Annotated in this window: 17 protein-coding genes; 3 read left to right on the plus strand and 14 right to left on the minus strand. The window is 61.6% G+C overall.

Annotation, left to right across the window (positions count from 1 at the left end):
* Positions 1 to 326: 326 nt before the first annotated feature.
* Positions 327 to 1,439: an alanine dehydrogenase gene (gene ald / locus RX329_RS37230; protein WP_317245255.1), complete on the minus strand. Its 1,113-nt coding sequence runs from the start codon at positions 1,437 to 1,439 to the stop codon at positions 327 to 329.
* A 311-nt stretch (positions 1,440 to 1,750) separates the two neighbouring features.
* On the opposite strand from ald, the gene RX329_RS37235 reads away from it, so the two are divergent.
* The 3 genes from RX329_RS37235 (at position 1,751) to RX329_RS37245 (ending at position 4,226) form a co-directional block, all read left to right on the plus strand.
* Positions 1,751 to 2,473: a LuxR family transcriptional regulator gene (locus RX329_RS37235; protein WP_410706545.1), complete on the plus strand. Its 723-nt coding sequence runs from the start codon at positions 1,751 to 1,753 to the stop codon at positions 2,471 to 2,473.
* 95 nt (positions 2,474 to 2,568) lie between these two features.
* Complete coding sequence (locus RX329_RS37240; RefSeq protein WP_317245257.1) at positions 2,569 to 3,201, plus strand: acyl-homoserine-lactone synthase; 633 nt, start codon at positions 2,569 to 2,571, stop codon at positions 3,199 to 3,201.
* 71 nt (positions 3,202 to 3,272) lie between these two features.
* Entirely contained in the window at positions 3,273 to 4,226 is a 954-nt protein-coding gene (locus RX329_RS37245) for a LysR family transcriptional regulator (RefSeq protein WP_317245258.1), read from the plus strand.
* Here RX329_RS37245 and RX329_RS37250 read toward each other — a convergent pair.
* The 13 genes from RX329_RS37250 to RX329_RS37310 all read right to left on the minus strand — a co-directional run bounded on the left by RX329_RS37250 (position 4,199) and on the right by RX329_RS37310 (position 15,924).
* A complete protein-coding gene (locus tag RX329_RS37250; protein WP_317245259.1) occupies positions 4,199 to 4,441 on the minus strand; it encodes a DUF2274 domain-containing protein in 243 nt (80 codons plus the stop codon). The two genes, RX329_RS37245 and RX329_RS37250, sit on opposite strands and share 28 nt — an antisense overlap.
* 5 nt (positions 4,442 to 4,446) lie before the next feature.
* Positions 4,447 to 5,652, minus strand: coding sequence for a TrbI/VirB10 family protein (locus RX329_RS37255; RefSeq protein ID WP_317245260.1), 1,206 nt, complete (start codon positions 5,650 to 5,652; stop codon positions 4,447 to 4,449).
* Entirely contained in the window at positions 5,649 to 6,623 is a 975-nt protein-coding gene (gene trbG, locus RX329_RS37260) for a P-type conjugative transfer protein TrbG (protein WP_317245261.1), read from the minus strand. The genes RX329_RS37255 and trbG overlap by 4 nt, the downstream gene beginning before the upstream one ends.
* Before the next feature lie 2 nt (positions 6,624 to 6,625).
* The gene (gene trbF, locus RX329_RS37265; RefSeq protein WP_317245262.1) at positions 6,626 to 7,306 is read right to left on the minus strand and encodes a conjugal transfer protein TrbF; all 681 of its coding nucleotides are present in this window, start codon (positions 7,304 to 7,306) and stop codon (positions 6,626 to 6,628) included.
* A 50-nt stretch (positions 7,307 to 7,356) separates the two neighbouring features.
* Complete coding sequence (gene trbL, locus RX329_RS37270; RefSeq protein ID WP_317245263.1) at positions 7,357 to 8,592, minus strand: P-type conjugative transfer protein TrbL; 1,236 nt, start codon at positions 8,590 to 8,592, stop codon at positions 7,357 to 7,359.
* 3 nt (positions 8,593 to 8,595) lie between these two features.
* Positions 8,596 to 8,970 (minus strand): putative entry exclusion protein TrbK-alt, encoded by a 375-nt coding sequence (trbK-alt, locus tag RX329_RS37275; protein ID WP_317245264.1) that lies wholly within the window; start codon positions 8,968 to 8,970, stop codon positions 8,596 to 8,598.
* Positions 8,970 to 9,704, minus strand: coding sequence for a P-type conjugative transfer protein TrbJ (trbJ, locus tag RX329_RS37280; RefSeq protein WP_317245265.1), 735 nt, complete (start codon positions 9,702 to 9,704; stop codon positions 8,970 to 8,972). The genes trbK-alt and trbJ overlap by 1 nt, the downstream gene beginning before the upstream one ends.
* Positions 9,701 to 12,142: a conjugal transfer protein TrbE gene (gene trbE, locus RX329_RS37285; protein ID WP_317245266.1), complete on the minus strand. Its 2,442-nt coding sequence runs from the start codon at positions 12,140 to 12,142 to the stop codon at positions 9,701 to 9,703. Before trbE ends, trbJ begins: the two co-directional genes overlap by 4 nt.
* A gap of 10 nt (positions 12,143 to 12,152) precedes the next feature.
* The gene (locus tag RX329_RS37290) at positions 12,153 to 12,416 is read right to left on the minus strand and encodes a VirB3 family type IV secretion system protein (RefSeq protein ID WP_007600323.1); all 264 of its coding nucleotides are present in this window, start codon (positions 12,414 to 12,416) and stop codon (positions 12,153 to 12,155) included.
* Positions 12,416 to 12,742, minus strand: a complete 327-nt coding sequence (locus RX329_RS37295) for a TrbC/VirB2 family protein (protein ID WP_317245267.1) — start codon at positions 12,740 to 12,742, stop codon at positions 12,416 to 12,418. The genes RX329_RS37290 and RX329_RS37295 overlap by 1 nt, the downstream gene beginning before the upstream one ends.
* Positions 12,739 to 13,659, minus strand: a complete 921-nt coding sequence (trbB, locus tag RX329_RS37300; RefSeq protein WP_317245268.1) for a P-type conjugative transfer ATPase TrbB — start codon at positions 13,657 to 13,659, stop codon at positions 12,739 to 12,741. The genes RX329_RS37295 and trbB overlap by 4 nt, the downstream gene beginning before the upstream one ends.
* Positions 13,660 to 13,904: 245 nt before the next feature.
* A complete protein-coding gene (locus RX329_RS37305) occupies positions 13,905 to 15,224 on the minus strand; it encodes an MFS transporter (RefSeq protein WP_317245269.1) in 1,320 nt (439 codons plus the stop codon).
* A gap of 82 nt (positions 15,225 to 15,306) precedes the next feature.
* Positions 15,307 to 15,924: a hypothetical protein gene (locus RX329_RS37310; RefSeq protein WP_317245270.1), complete on the minus strand. Its 618-nt coding sequence runs from the start codon at positions 15,922 to 15,924 to the stop codon at positions 15,307 to 15,309.
* Positions 15,925 to 16,037 lie beyond the last annotated feature (113 nt).

Raw genomic sequence — 16,037 nt, forward strand, 5'->3', positions numbered from 1 at the left:
AGGAGGTTTTCGAATTGCGGGTATGTGCATTCTCGGTGGCGAGACGACCCACTGGTTATGGGCGGCCGCTTGGATGTCGGCCACCGGCCAATATTCAGCAGCATGTTCGTATTACTGAAAGATTCTCAGTACATGATCGCAATTCGCAAACGTAACGTGCGCCGCTCGCGGCCTATTTGACTGGCATGCTTTGCAACCGGGACGCGCTGGCCCCGCTTTTCGAACAGCGAGTTACATCCGTTGGGCTGCCGCAAAAATGCGGGCCACTCCCGAAGGAGTGGCCCGCCAAGTCAGGGAGGAAACGTCCCAACGAGGGACCTCTGGGATCAGGCCGCGGCCTGTTCGATCGGTGAAAACGGCAAGCCGAGACTTTCAGCCACAGCCTTGTAAGTCAGCCGGCCTCGGTAGACATTGAGACCTGCGCGCAGATGCGGATCTTCAAGCACGGCAGCAAATCCCTTTTTGGCGAGAGCCAAACCAAATGGAAGAGTCGCGTTGTTCAGTGCCTGGCTCGAGGTGAGCGGAACTGCTCCCGGCATATTGGCGACGCAATAATGGATGACGCCATCAACTTCGTAGGTTGGGTCGGCATGCGTAGTCGGATGCGACGTCTCGAAACATCCGCCCTGATCGATTGCGACATCCACGATCACCGAGCCTTTGCGCATCGAACTCAACATGCCGCGACTGACAAGCTTTGGCGCGCTCGCGCCGGGGACAAGCACCGCGCCAATGACAGCATCCGCCGCGAATACCTCCTGCTCGAGGGCCTCTATTGTCGAAAACCTGGTACGAACGCGGCCTTCGAACAGTTCATCCAGTTCACGGAGCCGGGAAATCGAACGGTCAAGAATCGTTACCTCGGCACCCAAACCTGCCGCCATCCGTGCCGCATGCGTACCAACCACGCCACCGCCTATCACCACGATGCGGGCCGGGGGGACACCAGGTACGCCACCAATCAGCAATCCCCGTCCACCGGCGTTGCGCCTGAGGGCGCTACCTGCCGCTTCGATGGCAAGCCTACCTGCAACCTCGCTCATTGGTGCAAGAAGAGGAAGTCCGCCGCGCGCGTCAGTCACGGTCTCGTAGGCGATTGCCGTGCACCCAGACTTGAGGAGGCCCTTGGCCTGCTCGGGATCGGGCGCCAAATGCAGGTAGGTGAATAGAATTTGGCTCTCTCGTAGCTGGGTCCATTCGGAAGGCTGAGGCTCCTTGACCTTCACGATCATCTCGCTAGATGCGAACACCTCCCGAGCGGAGCCCACGATCGTTGCGCCCGCCTTGCGATAGTTCTCATCCATTGCGCCAATGCCAGCGCCAGCATTCGTTTCGACGAGCACGCTGTGACCGGCGGCTGCGTATTCACGGACGGCTCCTGGCGTAAGGCCCACGCGGTATTCGTGGGTCTTGATTTCCTTGGGAACACCGATCTTCATTTGCGATCTCCTTGAGACTGCTTTTAATCGAAAAAGCGGTACCACCCGCGCCATAGATGGCTCAATCTTGCGGAAATTCACCATCTTTGCCTGCAATCATGCAGGATTCCAAACTGATAAGAGCCTGAGAAGGAAGCCTCAAGCCTACCAACTTAGCAAAGAACGCAGAATCGAATCCGACTAGCCCCGGCTTGTCGAGGTTGCAGCTAACCTGGGCCCAGCATACTTGGATGCAAGTTTCGCGAGCAGCCCGCTCAGAGAGCGTGCCATTCGCCTCATTAATCGCCGAGAACACCATGTGGTCATCCGCGCTGCATCGAGCCTTTCAAAAACTCGCCGACCGGCTCGCCGAAAGCACAGACCGTGACTCTGCCCAGCAGGGCATGGCGGATTTCGCCGAGGCGCTGAATCTATCTTGCTTCGCCTATCTTGCGCTCCCCCACAAACCGGGCGGCGCCCCGAACCTAATCTCGACGTATCCGCAAGCGTGGACAGCATACTACCTTCGACACAAGTATGAATCCGTTGATCCGGTGGTGCGTCAGGCGATCCGAGATAGTCAGCCATTTCAATGGGGGCTGGAATTTGGCCCGCCCATCCGATCGGAACGGGAGCGCGAATTATTTGAAGAGGCTGCTAAATTCGGCATCCGTTATGGATTCACACTTCCAATCCACGATGACAACGGTCCGCTCGCCGCGCTGAGCTTTGCCACCGATGACCGTCGCACCAATTTTGAGTGCTCGGTACTCAAACATGCCCAGAACCTGCGACTAATCGCTACGTTCTTCCATGCACATGCAAGGCGTTTCTGGACCGCCGATCGCATCGTCGGCGGTGTGGTGCTATCTCCCCGAGAGCTCGAATGCCTTGAATGGTCTTCGCGCGGCAAATCTGCTGGCGACATCGGGATTATTCTCGGCATCTCAGAGCGTACCGCGTGCTTTCACCTGGATAACGCCCGAACGAAGCTCGGCGTTGGCTCCCTCCGTCAAGCCGTCGTCCTATTGACCGAGGCAAAGTTTCGAAGATAGGGCGCCGCCTCGCCATAGACACCTGTGTGACTGCACAGGATGCGCCAGCCTCGACTTCTCTGCTTTGTTTGACGAAGCAAAGCAGGGAGGCAAGAATGATGCAGCTTATCACCCCAGATTATTACGGCGAGTTCCTCGATGATCTCGCCGAGATGCATCGACTGAGGTATCGTGTCTTCAAACAGCGCCTGGATTGGGACGTCGGGGTCAGCGGCGACATGGAGGTCGACGAGTTTGACGTCCTTCGGCCGGTGCATCTACTGAACCGCTCAACCAATGCATGCCTTCAGGGATGCGTCCGGCTTCTGCCTTCGACCGGCCCCACCATGCTGAGAGACACCTTCCCGATCCTTCTGGACGGGCAGCCGGCGCCACGAGGCGATCGGATCTGGGAGAGCAGCCGGTTTGCGCTCGATGTTCCGTCGGACGCACCGAAAGCCAAGGGCGGACTTGCTGCTGCCACTTACGAGCTGTTTGCGGGCATGATTGAGTTCGGCCTTTCCATCGAGTTGACCGAAATCGTCACTGTCACCGACGCCCGGATGGAGCGCATTCTTCGGCGCGCAGGCTGGCCGCTCCGCCCGATCGGAAAAGCTCGTCCTCTCGGAAACACCACGGCCATTGCTGGATATTTGGAGGTCTCGCCCGACGCGTTGCATCGCATCCGCAAAGCGGGACACATCTCAGGTCCGGTGCTCTGGGCACCAGTCATCCGAGCGGCCGCCTAGGATCTGGAAGCAAGTACAAACGGGTCATCGCTGCACATTGGAGCGGAAAGCCCATCTGCTTAAGACTTACGATGCACAAACCACGTCGATCAAGACCCTCCCTTCACGCCAGCAAGGCAATCGAACTGAAGCACCTGAGATCGGCTGTTGCTGCGGCCGATTGCGGCAGCTTCCGCGGAGCCGCGGAGTTGTTGAGGTCGCAACAATCGAGTCTAAGCCGAAGAATCGACGAAATCGAGCACCACTTGGGCATCGCAATCTTCGAGCGCTATAGCGGAGGCGTGCGACCGACGCAGGCCGGCCGCGCCGTGCTTCGGCTGGCAAGGACCATTCTGGAAGAATTCGACGCGCTCCTCGCCACCGCGATATCTGTCCATAACGGTGAAACCGGCCGTCTGACCGTCGGCTTCTGCACCTCACTTTCGGCAGGCAATCTGCAAACGTCGCTACTCGCGTTCAAAGAGCGATTCCCGCAGATCGAACTTGTGACGGTCGAACGATCGCGGACGCGTTTGGTCGCGGCGCTTCGAAACGGCGCAATCGATGTGCTGATCGTGACAGGGAGGCTCCCATTGTTGGACACTGAAGAAATGCCGCTTTGGAGCGAGCGTGTTCTGGTGGCCTTGCCCCATGATCATCCGCTCGCCGGGCGCGAGACTCTGTGCTGGACTGACCTGTGCGGCGAGACAGTGCTACTCAGCTATTATGACGCGGAAAAGGAGCTCGAAGATCTGCTGATTTCCAAGCTCCTCTCGCCCGTGGATCGCCCCAAGATCGAGCGCCACGACGTCAGTCGCGGAATCGTCAAAAGCCTCATCAGCATGCACACAGGAATAAGCCTGGTGCTCGAGTCCGATATGGGGGCAAATTTTGCGGGCCTGACCTACCGAGAGCTGCGCGATGGCACGGCTCCGAGCCGTTTCGACTTTTTCGCCCATTGGCGAGCTGGAAATAACAATCCAGCCCTGCAGGAGTTCCTGAAGCTGCTCTCTGAGCGCTATTCCCCGCCACCCGTCGGACGTTGACGCGCCCGTCGAACTTTCCGAAAGCTCCTGTCGGCAGCCATGAACCGCGCCAGCATGGGTGCAATGAGTTTCGATGGATCCTGGATTGGCTGTCCAGTCTCCTGGGCGAGGATTTCAGCGTATGACACCAGATCGCGGTGCACGCTTGCAGGTAGTTCGTGTGTCACCTTGATGGGCTTATCGTCTTCTAAGGCTCCGAGTTTGAGTTTTGACATCGTCCTCATCCTCTGTACGGTTCGAGCACCAGGTCACGGTTGACGATCACCCGCAGGGGAAATCCCGGACGAATCGTCAAGGTCGGCTGGATGTTGAGATTGCGGCGGACCACCTGCTGGCCCGTCTGGTTCATCGAGTCCGCCGCCCCGCGGCGGAGCGCAGCGATGAGGTCGCTGTTGGTGCTACCCGTATCCGATCCGGAATTCACCTCGGTGCCGACGGCGAGCAGCGTCGAAAGCGCAGCGGCCCCCAACAGCTCCTTCCAATGATTGTCGACCTCATCCTCAAGCCCAGAGTAGCCGGCGACATCTGCGCCCGGCTGCCGCTCCAGGACGATCGACCGTCCATTTGGCATGATGAGACGCGTCCACACCAGGAGCACGCGCGATTGGCCAAATGCGACTTGGCTATCATACGTCCCGATCAGCCTTGCTCCTTGCGGAATGAGGCGAGCTCGCCCAGTAGGGGAATCGTATACCGCTTCTGTGACTTGGGCCGTAATCTGCCCTGGCAGGTCGGACCGAATGCCCGTGATAAGAGCGGCCGGAATGACCGTTCCCGCCTGGACCACAAAGGGAGAGACCGATCTTGCCAGGCGATCGGGACTGGTGGTTCGACGGTCAACGGAAGCACTGACAAACGCAAGTTTTCGATCCTGGCCATTCTGGGCAAATGCTTCGTCAGATGATGGCGCTGCATTTGACGGGGCGTCACTTGGCGATGTGACAGGGGCCTGTGCGCGGACGTTCGTGCTGGCAAACACCTTGCTGGTGCGTGCCGCCTCGCTCTCCTGATTGACCCGCTGCTGTTCAGCGTCAACACCGAGCGGGCTGGGCGTCGAAGAGCCCTGTGCTGCGACGATCGGCCGGCCAAGATCGCCGGGTAAAGGTGGTCCAAGGCGCGGCACCTCCTTCGGGATCTCAGCATAATCCTTCGGCAAGGTTGCAAGCTGATCAGCGACATTGTGGTGGTCGGTCGCGTAAAGCTCCTCGGCGGCCGGCGAGCGCGATCGCTTCTCCTGCAGAGCCCAGAAGACCGCACCAGAGATGAGCACCAGCAAAAGGGCGCTGCCGCCCGCAAGCACCTTGCGCGATAGGCGCGTAACTTGCGGCCGATCTGGCCGGAGCCGAAGGGTTTCGGCGATATCTTCCGGCGGCTTAACCCGAGGAGCGTCCTTGGGCGTGTCATTCGGCTGGCCAGTCTCTGTCACAGCGACCTCCCGTCGGTTCGGAGGATCCTGACCCTCTGCTGGTGATCCTCGCCCAGCCTCAGTTCCGCGGCCGCGAACAGCCGGTCGACGATCAGCACATTGCCGTAAGCGCGATAGTTGACGAGCTCGGTCTTGCCATCGGGCCCGATCACGAACAGCGGCGGCATCTCGCCCTGGCCGATGCCGGGCGAAAACTCGATGTAGACCTTGCGCCCATCGTCATAGGCATTGACAGGACGCCACGGTGGGCTGTCTCCCTCGATGGCGTAGCGGTGACGGCGCTGCGCCTGGTCCGGGATGACGGGTGTGGGCGGCAGAGCTCGACCACGCGCGGTCCGATCCTCCGGATAGAACCACGCCACCTGTGGCATGTAGGGCTTTTCGCGGGACCGGAGCTCGACCAGGTAAGTACGCCGATCCGTGTTGACGACGAGATTGGTCTCGATCGCCGGACGTGTGGGCTTCACCATGATGTGCACACGTCGCGTGTCGCCACTGCCGCTTTCGGTGTCGCCGACCACCCAGCGCACGGTATCACCCGCGGCAACTGGTCCCGAGCCGATCAGCTGCTCGCCGGGCTGCAAGGCGATGTCGGTGATCTGCCCCGGTGCGGCATAGACCTGATAGAGAGCGCCCGGACTATACGAAAACACCTGCACCGCATTGAAGTAGCCGGCTTTGCGCGGCTGCACGCGTGCGGCGTCATTCGCGGTCTCAATCCGCTCGACGGGTTCTTTGGCTTCCGCGTTCCTGCCGCCGCGCGCCGCCTTCCAGGCCGGCGGGACATGCAGCGGGCGCGGCCGATCGTCGGCGAGCGCCGACAGATCTGGAGCTGGCGGGACATCGCTATCGTAACTGATTTGCGGCGGCTTGAACGTGGTGCACCCGCCAAGGGTGGCCACACCAATAACGAGAGCCAGAGCCAAGCTCGGGCGGCCCCTCTGTGACGCAATAACGAGACCTGACGGCATTGCTAACCCAGCTCCTTCGACCAGTTGATGGCGTTGACGTAAATGCCAAGCGGATTCTTGCGCAGGCCTTCGAGATCGCGAGGCATCTCCACGACGATCGTGAGGATCGCGCTCCACCGCTCGGTTGCGGCAAGCTGACCGTTGTCGTAGCGGCGTTCGACCCAAGCGAGGCGAAAGCTCTCGGGGGATGCCCGAATGACGCTCGAGACCTCGACCGCAATTTGCGTCTTGCCGAGCTTGGCGAAGGGATCGTTGTTACGGGCGTAGTCATTCAGTGCGGCCGCGCCGCGATCGGTTGTAAAGTCGTAGGCACGGAGCCAGTTTTCGCGCAGGACAATGGCGTCCATCGGCAGGCCGCGCACATGCTCGATGAAGCGCGCCAGGTGAAAAGCTACTTGCGGATCGGTCGGTTGATAGCTGGCGTTTGCTGGAGCAACGGCTTTGGCTTCGCCCAATTGATCGACCTCGACCACCCAGGGCGTGATCGTCCCGTGCGCCGATTGCCAGACCAGGGCGCCGGCGAGAGCAGCCGATAAGAAGAGGGAGCCAAAGGCCATCAGGCGCCAGTTCTTGGCCTGCACGCGCGAAGACCCGATGCGATCATCCCAGACCTGGGCTGCGCGTTGATAGGGAGTGACGGGCTCCGGCGTGCGGCCATAGTGAACAGCCGATCGTTTGAACATTGCTTGACCTCAGGAGATGGCAGGGAACCGAATTCGAAAGAAAGGAGGCGTCAGTGATCCTCCTGCGAAAGGTCGACAGATCCGCCGCCGCCTCCGTGATCACCTGAGCGGATCGCGTGCGTTGCCGCTGATGCGCCATGACTGATCGTCTGCGCCCGCTTCATCCGCCGCACCCATGCGGGCGCACTGTCGGAAGCTCTCGAGGAATCGCCTTCCCCCTTACCGGTATCGCTGGCCGCTCCACCAAGACCAGCTGCGACCGAGCGCAAGGGACTTGCAGCACCGGACGCGCTCGCCTCCGAGCCGGACTGACTCCCCGCCCGAAACACGCTCATGGTTCCACTTGCGATCGCGCTTCCACCGCGTGCGGCACCTGCAATCGCGCCGCCGGCGAGACCGGCAGCGCCGGCCGCAAGGCCAGCGCCAGCCGCAACGACACCACCGGCGGCAAGTCCTGTCCCGACGGCGCTGCCTGCGCCGAGCTGCGGACCCCCGGAGACGATGCCGTTGGCAATGCCGGGTCCGAAAATGCCGAAGCCCAACAAGGCGAGAGCGCCGAGCACCAGCGCCATCGCGTTCTCGATGGTCGGCTGGTTGCCGCCGAAGCCTGCCGTGAACTGCGAGAATAAGGTCGATCCAATGCCGACGATGACGGCGAGGACCAAAACCTTGACGCCGGAAGAGATGACGTTGCCCAGCACCCGTTCGGCCGCAAAGGCGGTCTTGCCGAACAGACCGAAGGGGATCAGGACGAAACCTGCAAGCGTCGTCAGCTTGAACTCGATCAGCGTGACGAAGAGCTGGATGGCGAGAATAAAGAAGGCGAGCAGCACCACGATCCAGGCGAACAGCAGGACCGCGATCTGGACGAAATTTTCGAAGAAGCTGACATACCCCATCAGGCCCGAGATGGAGTCCAGGATCGGACGGCCGGCATCGAGCCCCACTTGCGCGATCCGACCTGGCCGCAAGAAATCTGCCGATGACAGGCTCGTGCCCGAGGCTTTGAGGCCAAGACCTGCAAAGCTCTCGAAGACGATGCGGGCAAGGCTGTTCCAATTACCGATCAGGTAGGCAAAGACACCGACAAACAAGGTTTTCTTGACCAGCCGGGCAAGAATCTCCTCATCACTTCCGAGGGACCAGAACAGGCCCGCAAGCGTGAGGTCGATTGCAGCTAACGTGGTGGCGAGATATCCGACTTCGCCCCCGACCAGGCCAAATCCGGAATCGATGTAGCGGGTGAAGGTTTCCAGAAACTGGTCGATGACGGAGGTGCCACCCATTGCTCACTCGCTTTGGCTTGGAATGGAGGGTGAGAGCGACGGCAGCCGGCTTTCGTCCTTACGCGGCCGCGGGGAGGAAAATGGCGCCGTGCCCGCATTGCTATCCGAACCGTTTACCGATCCGCTTTTCCCCAAGAACTGGCTGCGCCGTTCCGCCCAGATCCTCTCGCATTCGAGAAGAGCCTCTTTCTGCTCGTAGGTGACGGTGCGGCATTGCTCGAGCTTTGCCGCCGCCGGATCGGGCTTCGCAGCGAGCGAGGCGGAAGATTGGGTCGCACTGTCGTCGCCGCGCAGGCGAATGGCGCAGGCGGCGACGACCAGGACTGTGAGGCTAACTGCCACCGCCATCAGCAGCCGTTCAAATCTGTTCTTCATCATCAGTGGAACATCTGCACGGTTGTCGGTTGATAGCCCTGACCTTGGGTCAGAAAGCGCCGCAGCTGCTCCCTGCCCTGATCCTGAGCGACGGCCCGCTGCGCGGATTCGAGCGATTGCGCGCGCCCTTGCGCGGCAACGGTCGCGATGAGGTCCGCAAGCTGCTGAGCTTGCAGCGCAAGGAGCTGGTTGCCGGCCTGACTTGCCTGCAGAGCACCTGACGCGCCCTGGCTCGCCGTGACCAGGGCCGACATCTGGGTGCGGTTGGTATCGAGATTGCCGACGACGGTTGCCTGCACCCGCATGGCGTCCTGCAGCCCGGCAACCGCATTCTGCCAGCGTTTCTGGGCGTTGGCGACGAGGAGCCCATTGGACATGCTCGTGGACGCCGGCGCATAAGTTGTCGAGAACGCACGATCGATCTGCTGGACATCGTAGGCAATGCGCTGCGCTTGACTGAGCAGCTGCTGGGTGCGCTGAATCGATTGCTCGAGCTGCTGCAACGACGAATACGGCAGGCCCGCCAGGTTCTTCGCCTGATTGATCAACATCTGCGCTTCGTTTTGCAGCGAAGTGATCTGGTTGTTAATCTGCTGCAGCTCGCGCGCGGCGGTCAGCACATTTTGCACGTAGTTGTTGGGATCGAACACGATCCACTGTGCCTTTCCTTCCCGGGGCCCTTGGGTCAGGCTAATTGCGATGATACTTGCTGCTAGAAGCGGACGGATTCGTTTCATGACAAGCCACCTTCCTTGGCAAGCTGCGGAATGAGATTGCAGGCCCAGCCGAGGTCGCGCGCCTTGAGCCAGCCGGTGACGAAATCGTCTCGTCCGTGCTCCTCAAGAACACTCTCGATGAGAGCCTGGTCGGTCTTGGACGACGCGGCCGCAAAAGCCAGCGCGACTTCGCCAAGACCAAGCTCGAACAGGCGGTTGCCCCGGCGCGACTGGCAGTAGTAGTCGCGCTTTGGCGTCGCGCGGGCGAGGATCTCGATCTGCCGGTCATTCAGTCCAAAGCGCCGGTAGACCGCCATGATTTGCGGCTCGATCGCGCGGTCATTGGGAAGCAGGATCCGGGTCGGGCAGCTCTCGATAATTGCGGGCGCAATTGCGGAGCCATCGATATCGGCCAGCGACTGGGTCGCAAACACGACGGAGGCGTTCTTCTTGCGCAGCGTCTTCAGCCATTCGCGGAGCTTGCCGGCAAAATCGGCATCGTCGAGCGCAAGCCAGCCCTCATCGATGATGAGAAGGGTCGGACGGCCGTCGAAGCGATCCTCAATCCGGTGAAACAAATAGGAGAGAACCGCCGGCGCGACACCGGTCCCGATCAACCCGTCAGTCTCAAACACCTGGACGGAGGTCTCTCCCAGCCGCTCACCTTCGGTATCCAGAAGCCGCTCAAACGGACCGCCGAGGCAATAGGGCTGCAGCGCGCGCTTCAAGGCATTGGATTGCAGAAGAACGGACAAGCCCGTCAGCGTCCGTTCCCGAACTGGCGCCGAGGCGAGCGAGGTCAAGGCCGACCAGACATGATCCTTGGTCTCGGGCGTGACCTCGATTCGCTCGCGCGCAAGAATCGATGCGATCCAATCGGCTGCCCAACCGCGCTCCGCGACATCGTCGATGCGCGCAAGCGGCTGGAGCGCGACGAATTCTGCCGAGTCGCCACCAACCGCGCCGCCGAGATCATGCCAGTCGCCACCCATGGCGATCGCCGCCGCACGGATCGACCCACCGAAATCAAAGGCAAAGATCTGGGCTTGCGGATATCGCCGGAACTGCAGCGCCATCAGCGCGAGCAGCACCGACTTCCCGGCGCCGGTCGGTCCAACGATCAGAGTGTGTCCGACATCGCCGACATGGAGCGAGAAGCGGAAAGGGGTCGATCCTTCCGTCTTGCCGAAGAACAGTGGAGGCTCCTTGAAATGGTGATCCCTCGCCTCTCCCGCCCAGACCGCGGAGAGCGGGATCATGTGGGCGAGGTTCAACGTCGAGACCGGAGGCTGGCGGACATTGGCGTAGGTTTGTCCCGGCAGGCTGCCGAGCCAGGCTTCGACGGCATTCACTGTCTCGGCCATGCAGGTGAAGTCCCGGCCCTGGATCACCTTTTCGACGAGGCGGAGCTTTTCGTCGGCCGCGTGCGGATCCCTGTCCCAGACCGTGACGGTTGCCGTCACAAAGGCTTCACCGATCTGATCCGAGCCGAGTTCCTGGAGCGCGTGATCTGCATCCATCGCCTTGTTGTGGGCGTCGGTATCCAGAAGCGTTGAGGCCTCGTTGGTCATCACCTCCTTCAGGATCGCGGCAATCGACTTGCGCTTGGCAAACCATTGCCGCCTGATCCTGGTCAGGAGCTTTAGAGCATCCGTCTTGTCGAGCATGATCGCCCGGGTCGACCAGCGGTACGGGAATGCGAGCCGGTTGAGATCATCGAGGATCCCGGGCGTGGTCGCGCTCGGAAACCCCACAACGGTCAGAACGCGCACATGAGCGTCACCCAGCATCGGCTCAAGCCCGCCTGTCAGCGGCTGATCGGCAAGGAGCGCGTCGAGATACATCGGGATTTCCGGCACCCGAACGCGATGCCGCCTGGTCGAGACCGTCGAGTGCAGGTAGGTGAGCGTTGCCTCGTCATCGAGCCAGCCGCATTCCGGCATAAACCCCTCAACGAGCTGCAGCACGCGGTCGGTCCGGTCGATGAAGCCACTCAGCACCTCGTGCGCATCCGCTCCCGCGCTGCGATGGCCGCCCTCGTACAGGAGACGCTCGGCCACAGCTGCAGTTTCTGCCGGCGGCAGACAAAGGAAGGTTAGGTAGTAGCTCGATTCATAATGGCTGCCGGCCTCCTCGAATTGCGCTTTCCGCTCCGCATCCACCAAGGCGGATGCGACATCCGGGAATGTGTCGGGCGGATAGCGCCCAGCCGAATGCCGTTGCGCCTCGACGAAAACCGCCCACCCCGATCCGAGACGCCGGAGCGCGTTGTTCAGCCGGCTTGCGACCGAAACGAGCTCAGCCGGCACGGAACTGTCGAGATCCGGTCCCCTGAACCGCGCCGTCCGCTGAAACGAGCCATCCTTGTTCAAAACAATTCCCTCGTCGACGAGCGCGGCCCAGGGCAGGAAGTCGGCAAGGCGCGTATTCGAGCGGCGGTATTCGGCAAGATTCATCATGGGACTATTCTCAAGCGCTGAGGTGACCGGGAACGCGAACGTGCCGGCGCACGACCTCGACGAATTCCGGATCGCGTTTTGCGGCCCAGACCGCGGCCATGTGGCCGATGAACGCCAGCAGAAGGCCGGCCAGCCACAAGCGCAGACCGAGGCCGAGTGCGGCGGCCAATGTGCCGTTGAGAATGGCAACCGATCGCGGTGCCCCGCCCATCAGGATCGGCTCGGTCAGCGCACGGTGGACAGGGGCGACAAAGCCCGGGACTGGCTCATCCATCAGATCACCACCCCGCCGCCGAACGAGAAGAACGACAGGAAGAAGCTCGAGGCGGCAAATGCGATCGACAGACCAAACACGATCTGGATCAGCCGCCGGAAGCCGCCCGAGGTGTCGCCGAATGCGAGCGAAAGACCGGTCACGATGATGATGATGACCGCAATGATCTTGGCGACCGGACCTTCGACCGATTGCAGGATCTGGTTGAGGGGCTGCTCCCAGGGCATGTTCGAGCCGGCGGCCCAGGCCGGCACGCTGGCCAGGTACAGGCAAGCGAATGCTGCAACTGACGTGAAACCTCGCCCGAGAGATGATCGTTCGTTCATGACTGATCTCCACTTTTCGAAAGGGTGTAGTCGCCCGATGGCCCAAGCCCGGTGACAGAAGCGAGTTCGCTCAATCGCCGTTCGGCACCGCGGCCAGAGAGCACGGCGATGACGTTGATGGTTTCGGCGATCAGCGCGCGCGGGACCGTGACGACCGCCTCCTGAATGAGCTGCTCGAGCCGGCGGAGCGCGCCAAGCGCGGTGCCGGCGTGAATCGTGCCGACACCGCCGGGATGTCCAGTCCCCCAGGCTTTGAGCAGATCGAGGGCCTCGGCTCCGCGCACCTCGCCAATCGGGATACGATCAGGGCGCAGGCGAAGCGACGAGCGCACGAGTTCGGACAGCGAGACGACGCCATCCTTGGTCCGCAGCGCCACGAGGTTCCGCGTCGTGCACTGAAGCTCCCGCGTATCTTCGATGAGAACGACGCGATCCGAACCTTTGGCCACTTCCGCCAGAAGCGCGTTCGTCAGCGTCGTCTTGCCCGTCGATGTGCCGCCCGCGACCAGGATGTTCTTGCGTGTAGCGACCGCATCGCGGAGCGCGTTCGCCTGCGCCGAGTTCATGATGCCGGCAGCGACATAGTCGTCCAGCCCGAACACGGCGATCGCGGGTTTGCGGATCGCGAAGGCGGGCGCCGCAACCACCGGCGGCAGCAGGCCCTCGAAGCGTTCCCCGGTCTCCGGCAGCTCAGCCGAAATTCGGGGCGAGCCGGCATGAACCTCGGCGCCCACGTAGTGCGCGACCAGCCGGACAATTCGCTCGCCGTCGGCAGCGGACAGACTCTCGCCGGTATCGATAAGGCCGCTCGACAGCCGATCGATCCACAGCCGGCCATCGGGGTTCAGCATCACCTCAACGACGGCCGGATCTTCCAGAAAGCCTGCGATGGCAGACCCAAGCGCTGTGCGGAGCATGCGCGCTCCGCGCAACTCGGCTTCCGAATGAAATGAATGGATCGCCACGACTGCCCCCCGGTTGACTGAGGGAGCTAGCGTCTAGCGGCCTCACATGAGGACAACTAGAAAAAGCAGAACATGCGCTACAGCAACAATGGGACCAAAGTGATCGTAGTCTGGCGTAGAAGAAGAAAGATTCGGGACGAACGCTTTGACGTGCCGAACATCATGACCCTGGACATCAGCCCGGCGACATGCGGGCTTCACCACTCCACATGATCATCCGCCTCCAGGATGGCGAGCTCGGCTGGTGGAATAACGACCTCAACCGAGTTCCAGCCTCCCGCCGGTTGACGTGTGACCGAAGCGCAAGCCTTCCGTTTCCGGCGCTCGAGCCACGGGACGGCGGCGAACCAGACCAGCGCTGCCACCTGCAGCAAAACGTTCACACCGAACGCGGTCTGATAGGCCGTTAAAGGATAATGCCCCGCCTCTAGAGACCATTGCTCCAGAATCAGTCCCGTCCCGTACTGCACGACGAAAGCCCAGCCAAACTGCAGGACATTCAGACCGCCATTGGCACGCGCAACCAGCTCGTCCGGGAAATAATCCGCTATGATGGCGTAGGTCAGAGCAGTGGCTGATCCGGCCACCGACACCACGCACCACGGGAGGAATGACGGCCAGGGCGGATGCAGGATCAGCACAAGCTCCGCCACCACAAACATCGCCGCGACCAAACCAAACAGAGCCTCGGTCTTCTTGGCCCGACGGCGCACCGAGTTGGCAAGGACGCCCAAAATCAGAGCGCCGAGACTCTGAGCGACCGCCATCACGAACAATTCGTTGACGAGTCTCGTTCGACCCAGCCGGTCCACATCGGAAAGCCACGGCGCCGCCCATAAGGATTGCAGTGCCCACGCGGACCCGATGCAGGTCGCCGATAAGGGCGCCATTCTCCAGAACCGCGCATCGGAATAGACTGTTTTCAGAGTGGCGGACTTCGTGCTGCCTTGTGGGCCCGCGGCTCGCTCGGGAACCACGAGATAGATCAAAATGGCAGCAAGCGCGCTTGCGGCGCCCAGCACGCCGAATAGACCCCGCCATCCGATCCAGTCCAGCAGCACCTCGGCAGGAGCCGTTGCGGTAACGGCCCCCAATGAGCCCAGCATGATCATATAGCCATTGATGAGGGCCATTCGTTCTCTTGGAAACCAGAGGACGATGATTTTCAGCCCGGACATCAGGGCTGCTGCACTCCCAAGTCCGACCATCGCGCGAGCAAAAAGAAGCGACAGGAATCCCGTCGATAGTCCAAAGAGCGCGGCACCCCCTGCAGCAACAGCCAAGAGCACGCTCTGGACCCGGCGCGGCCCGAAGCGATCAAGTAACATGCCGATCGGAATCTGGGCCGCCATAACGACCAGGAAATAGATTGACGTGAGCAGCCCGACATCGGCAGCGCCAAGCCCGAGATCAGAGGCGAGGCGCCCAGCAATGAGCGTATTGATGGTCCGGAACAGGTACGAAAGGTAGTACCCGGCCGCGAAGGGAAGAAACACGCAGGCGATGAGCCGCCACAAGGGACAAGGCTCAACGCGTTTTGCGGGCGATGTTTGCGCGCTCATTTGCTTCGGCGCGCTTCTGCTGGCCCAATTGGTCGCCTCAACAAAAGGAGTTCGGCAGGTTTCGAAAGTTCGAATTGCTGCCGCCCTCCTCGGCGGCAGCGCTCGGCTCGGAGTTTCCATCCGCCGCGACCGCGGACAGGCCTTCCTGACTCGGCTGTTCTTCCGCGCGCTGTGACGCGCCGGCATGAGCTTCACTGGCAGGTCGACTGCGCCTGCCCAGCCGATCGATCGTCTCCTGGATCAATGGCTGACCGAGCCGTACCCGCCGTTCGACCTGCTCCGCCAACACCTTGAAACGCTGCTGTCCGAGCAGGCACGCCTCCCGCTGCCCGGATGGCAGCATGGGCGGCGTCACGGTGAGGTGATAGCGCGCATGCAGGGCTACCGTCTCGGCGATGATCGCGATCTCGCGCTCGAGCCTGGCCATCCGGCCACTGATCCGGTCCAGAGCCTCATGAACGAGCCCTTCGATGGGCGGTGCAGGATTCAGGAATCGTTCAAGCGCCGTCTCGACGACTATGCTCTTGCCGAGCCCCGGGCGCTCGGTCGCAACTTCAAGCCGCTGAAACATGCTCTCGGAGAGCTGAACGGTGACCTTCTTGGTTCGCGCTCCTTCGTTCGGGCTCGGCTGCGCATCGCTGTCGGCTTGATTCACAATCGAGCTGGGCTGGCCTCCAAGCTCTCCATCGACTTGCATTGCTTGTTCACTCCCAACTTGCGGCCGCGACCTGCCCGCGCACCGCGGCACGCGCGGCGTCGATTTCGGAA

Source organism: Bradyrhizobium sp. BWC-3-1 (assembly GCF_032917965.1).
GTDB classification, from domain to species: domain Bacteria; phylum Pseudomonadota; class Alphaproteobacteria; order Rhizobiales; family Xanthobacteraceae; genus Bradyrhizobium; species Bradyrhizobium canariense_D.

Excerpts from the sequence above, each read along its gene's own strand:
- ald (WP_317245255.1), bottom strand. The coding sequence starts at position 1,439 with ATGAAGATCGGTGTTCCCAAGGAAATCAAGACCCACGAATACCGCGTG.
- trbG (WP_317245261.1), bottom strand. The coding sequence starts at position 6,623 with ATGCCGTCAGGTCTCGTTATTGCGTCACAGAGGGGCCGCCCGAGCTTG.
- trbJ (WP_317245265.1), bottom strand. The coding sequence starts at position 9,704 with ATGAAACGAATCCGTCCGCTTCTAGCAGCAAGTATCATCGCAATTAGC.
- trbK-alt (WP_317245264.1), bottom strand. The coding sequence starts at position 8,970 with ATGATGAAGAACAGATTTGAACGGCTGCTGATGGCGGTGGCAGTTAGC.
- trbL (WP_317245263.1), bottom strand. The coding sequence starts at position 8,592 with ATGGGTGGCACCTCCGTCATCGACCAGTTTCTGGAAACCTTCACCCGC.
- RX329_RS37250 (WP_317245259.1), bottom strand. The coding sequence starts at position 4,441 with ATGTCAAAACTCAAACTCGGAGCCTTAGAAGACGATAAGCCCATCAAG.
- trbE (WP_317245266.1), bottom strand. The coding sequence starts at position 12,142 with ATGATGAATCTTGCCGAATACCGCCGCTCGAATACGCGCCTTGCCGAC.
- RX329_RS37240 (WP_317245257.1), top strand. The coding sequence starts at position 2,569 with ATGATGCAGCTTATCACCCCAGATTATTACGGCGAGTTCCTCGATGAT.
- RX329_RS37290 (WP_007600323.1), bottom strand. The coding sequence starts at position 12,416 with ATGGATGAGCCAGTCCCGGGCTTTGTCGCCCCTGTCCACCGTGCGCTG.
- RX329_RS37245 (WP_317245258.1), top strand. The coding sequence starts at position 3,273 with ATGCACAAACCACGTCGATCAAGACCCTCCCTTCACGCCAGCAAGGCA.
- trbF (WP_317245262.1), bottom strand. The coding sequence starts at position 7,306 with ATGTTCAAACGATCGGCTGTTCACTATGGCCGCACGCCGGAGCCCGTC.
- trbB (WP_317245268.1), bottom strand. The coding sequence starts at position 13,659 with ATGCTCCGCACAGCGCTTGGGTCTGCCATCGCAGGCTTTCTGGAAGAT.
- RX329_RS37295 (WP_317245267.1), bottom strand. The coding sequence starts at position 12,742 with ATGAACGAACGATCATCTCTCGGGCGAGGTTTCACGTCAGTTGCAGCA.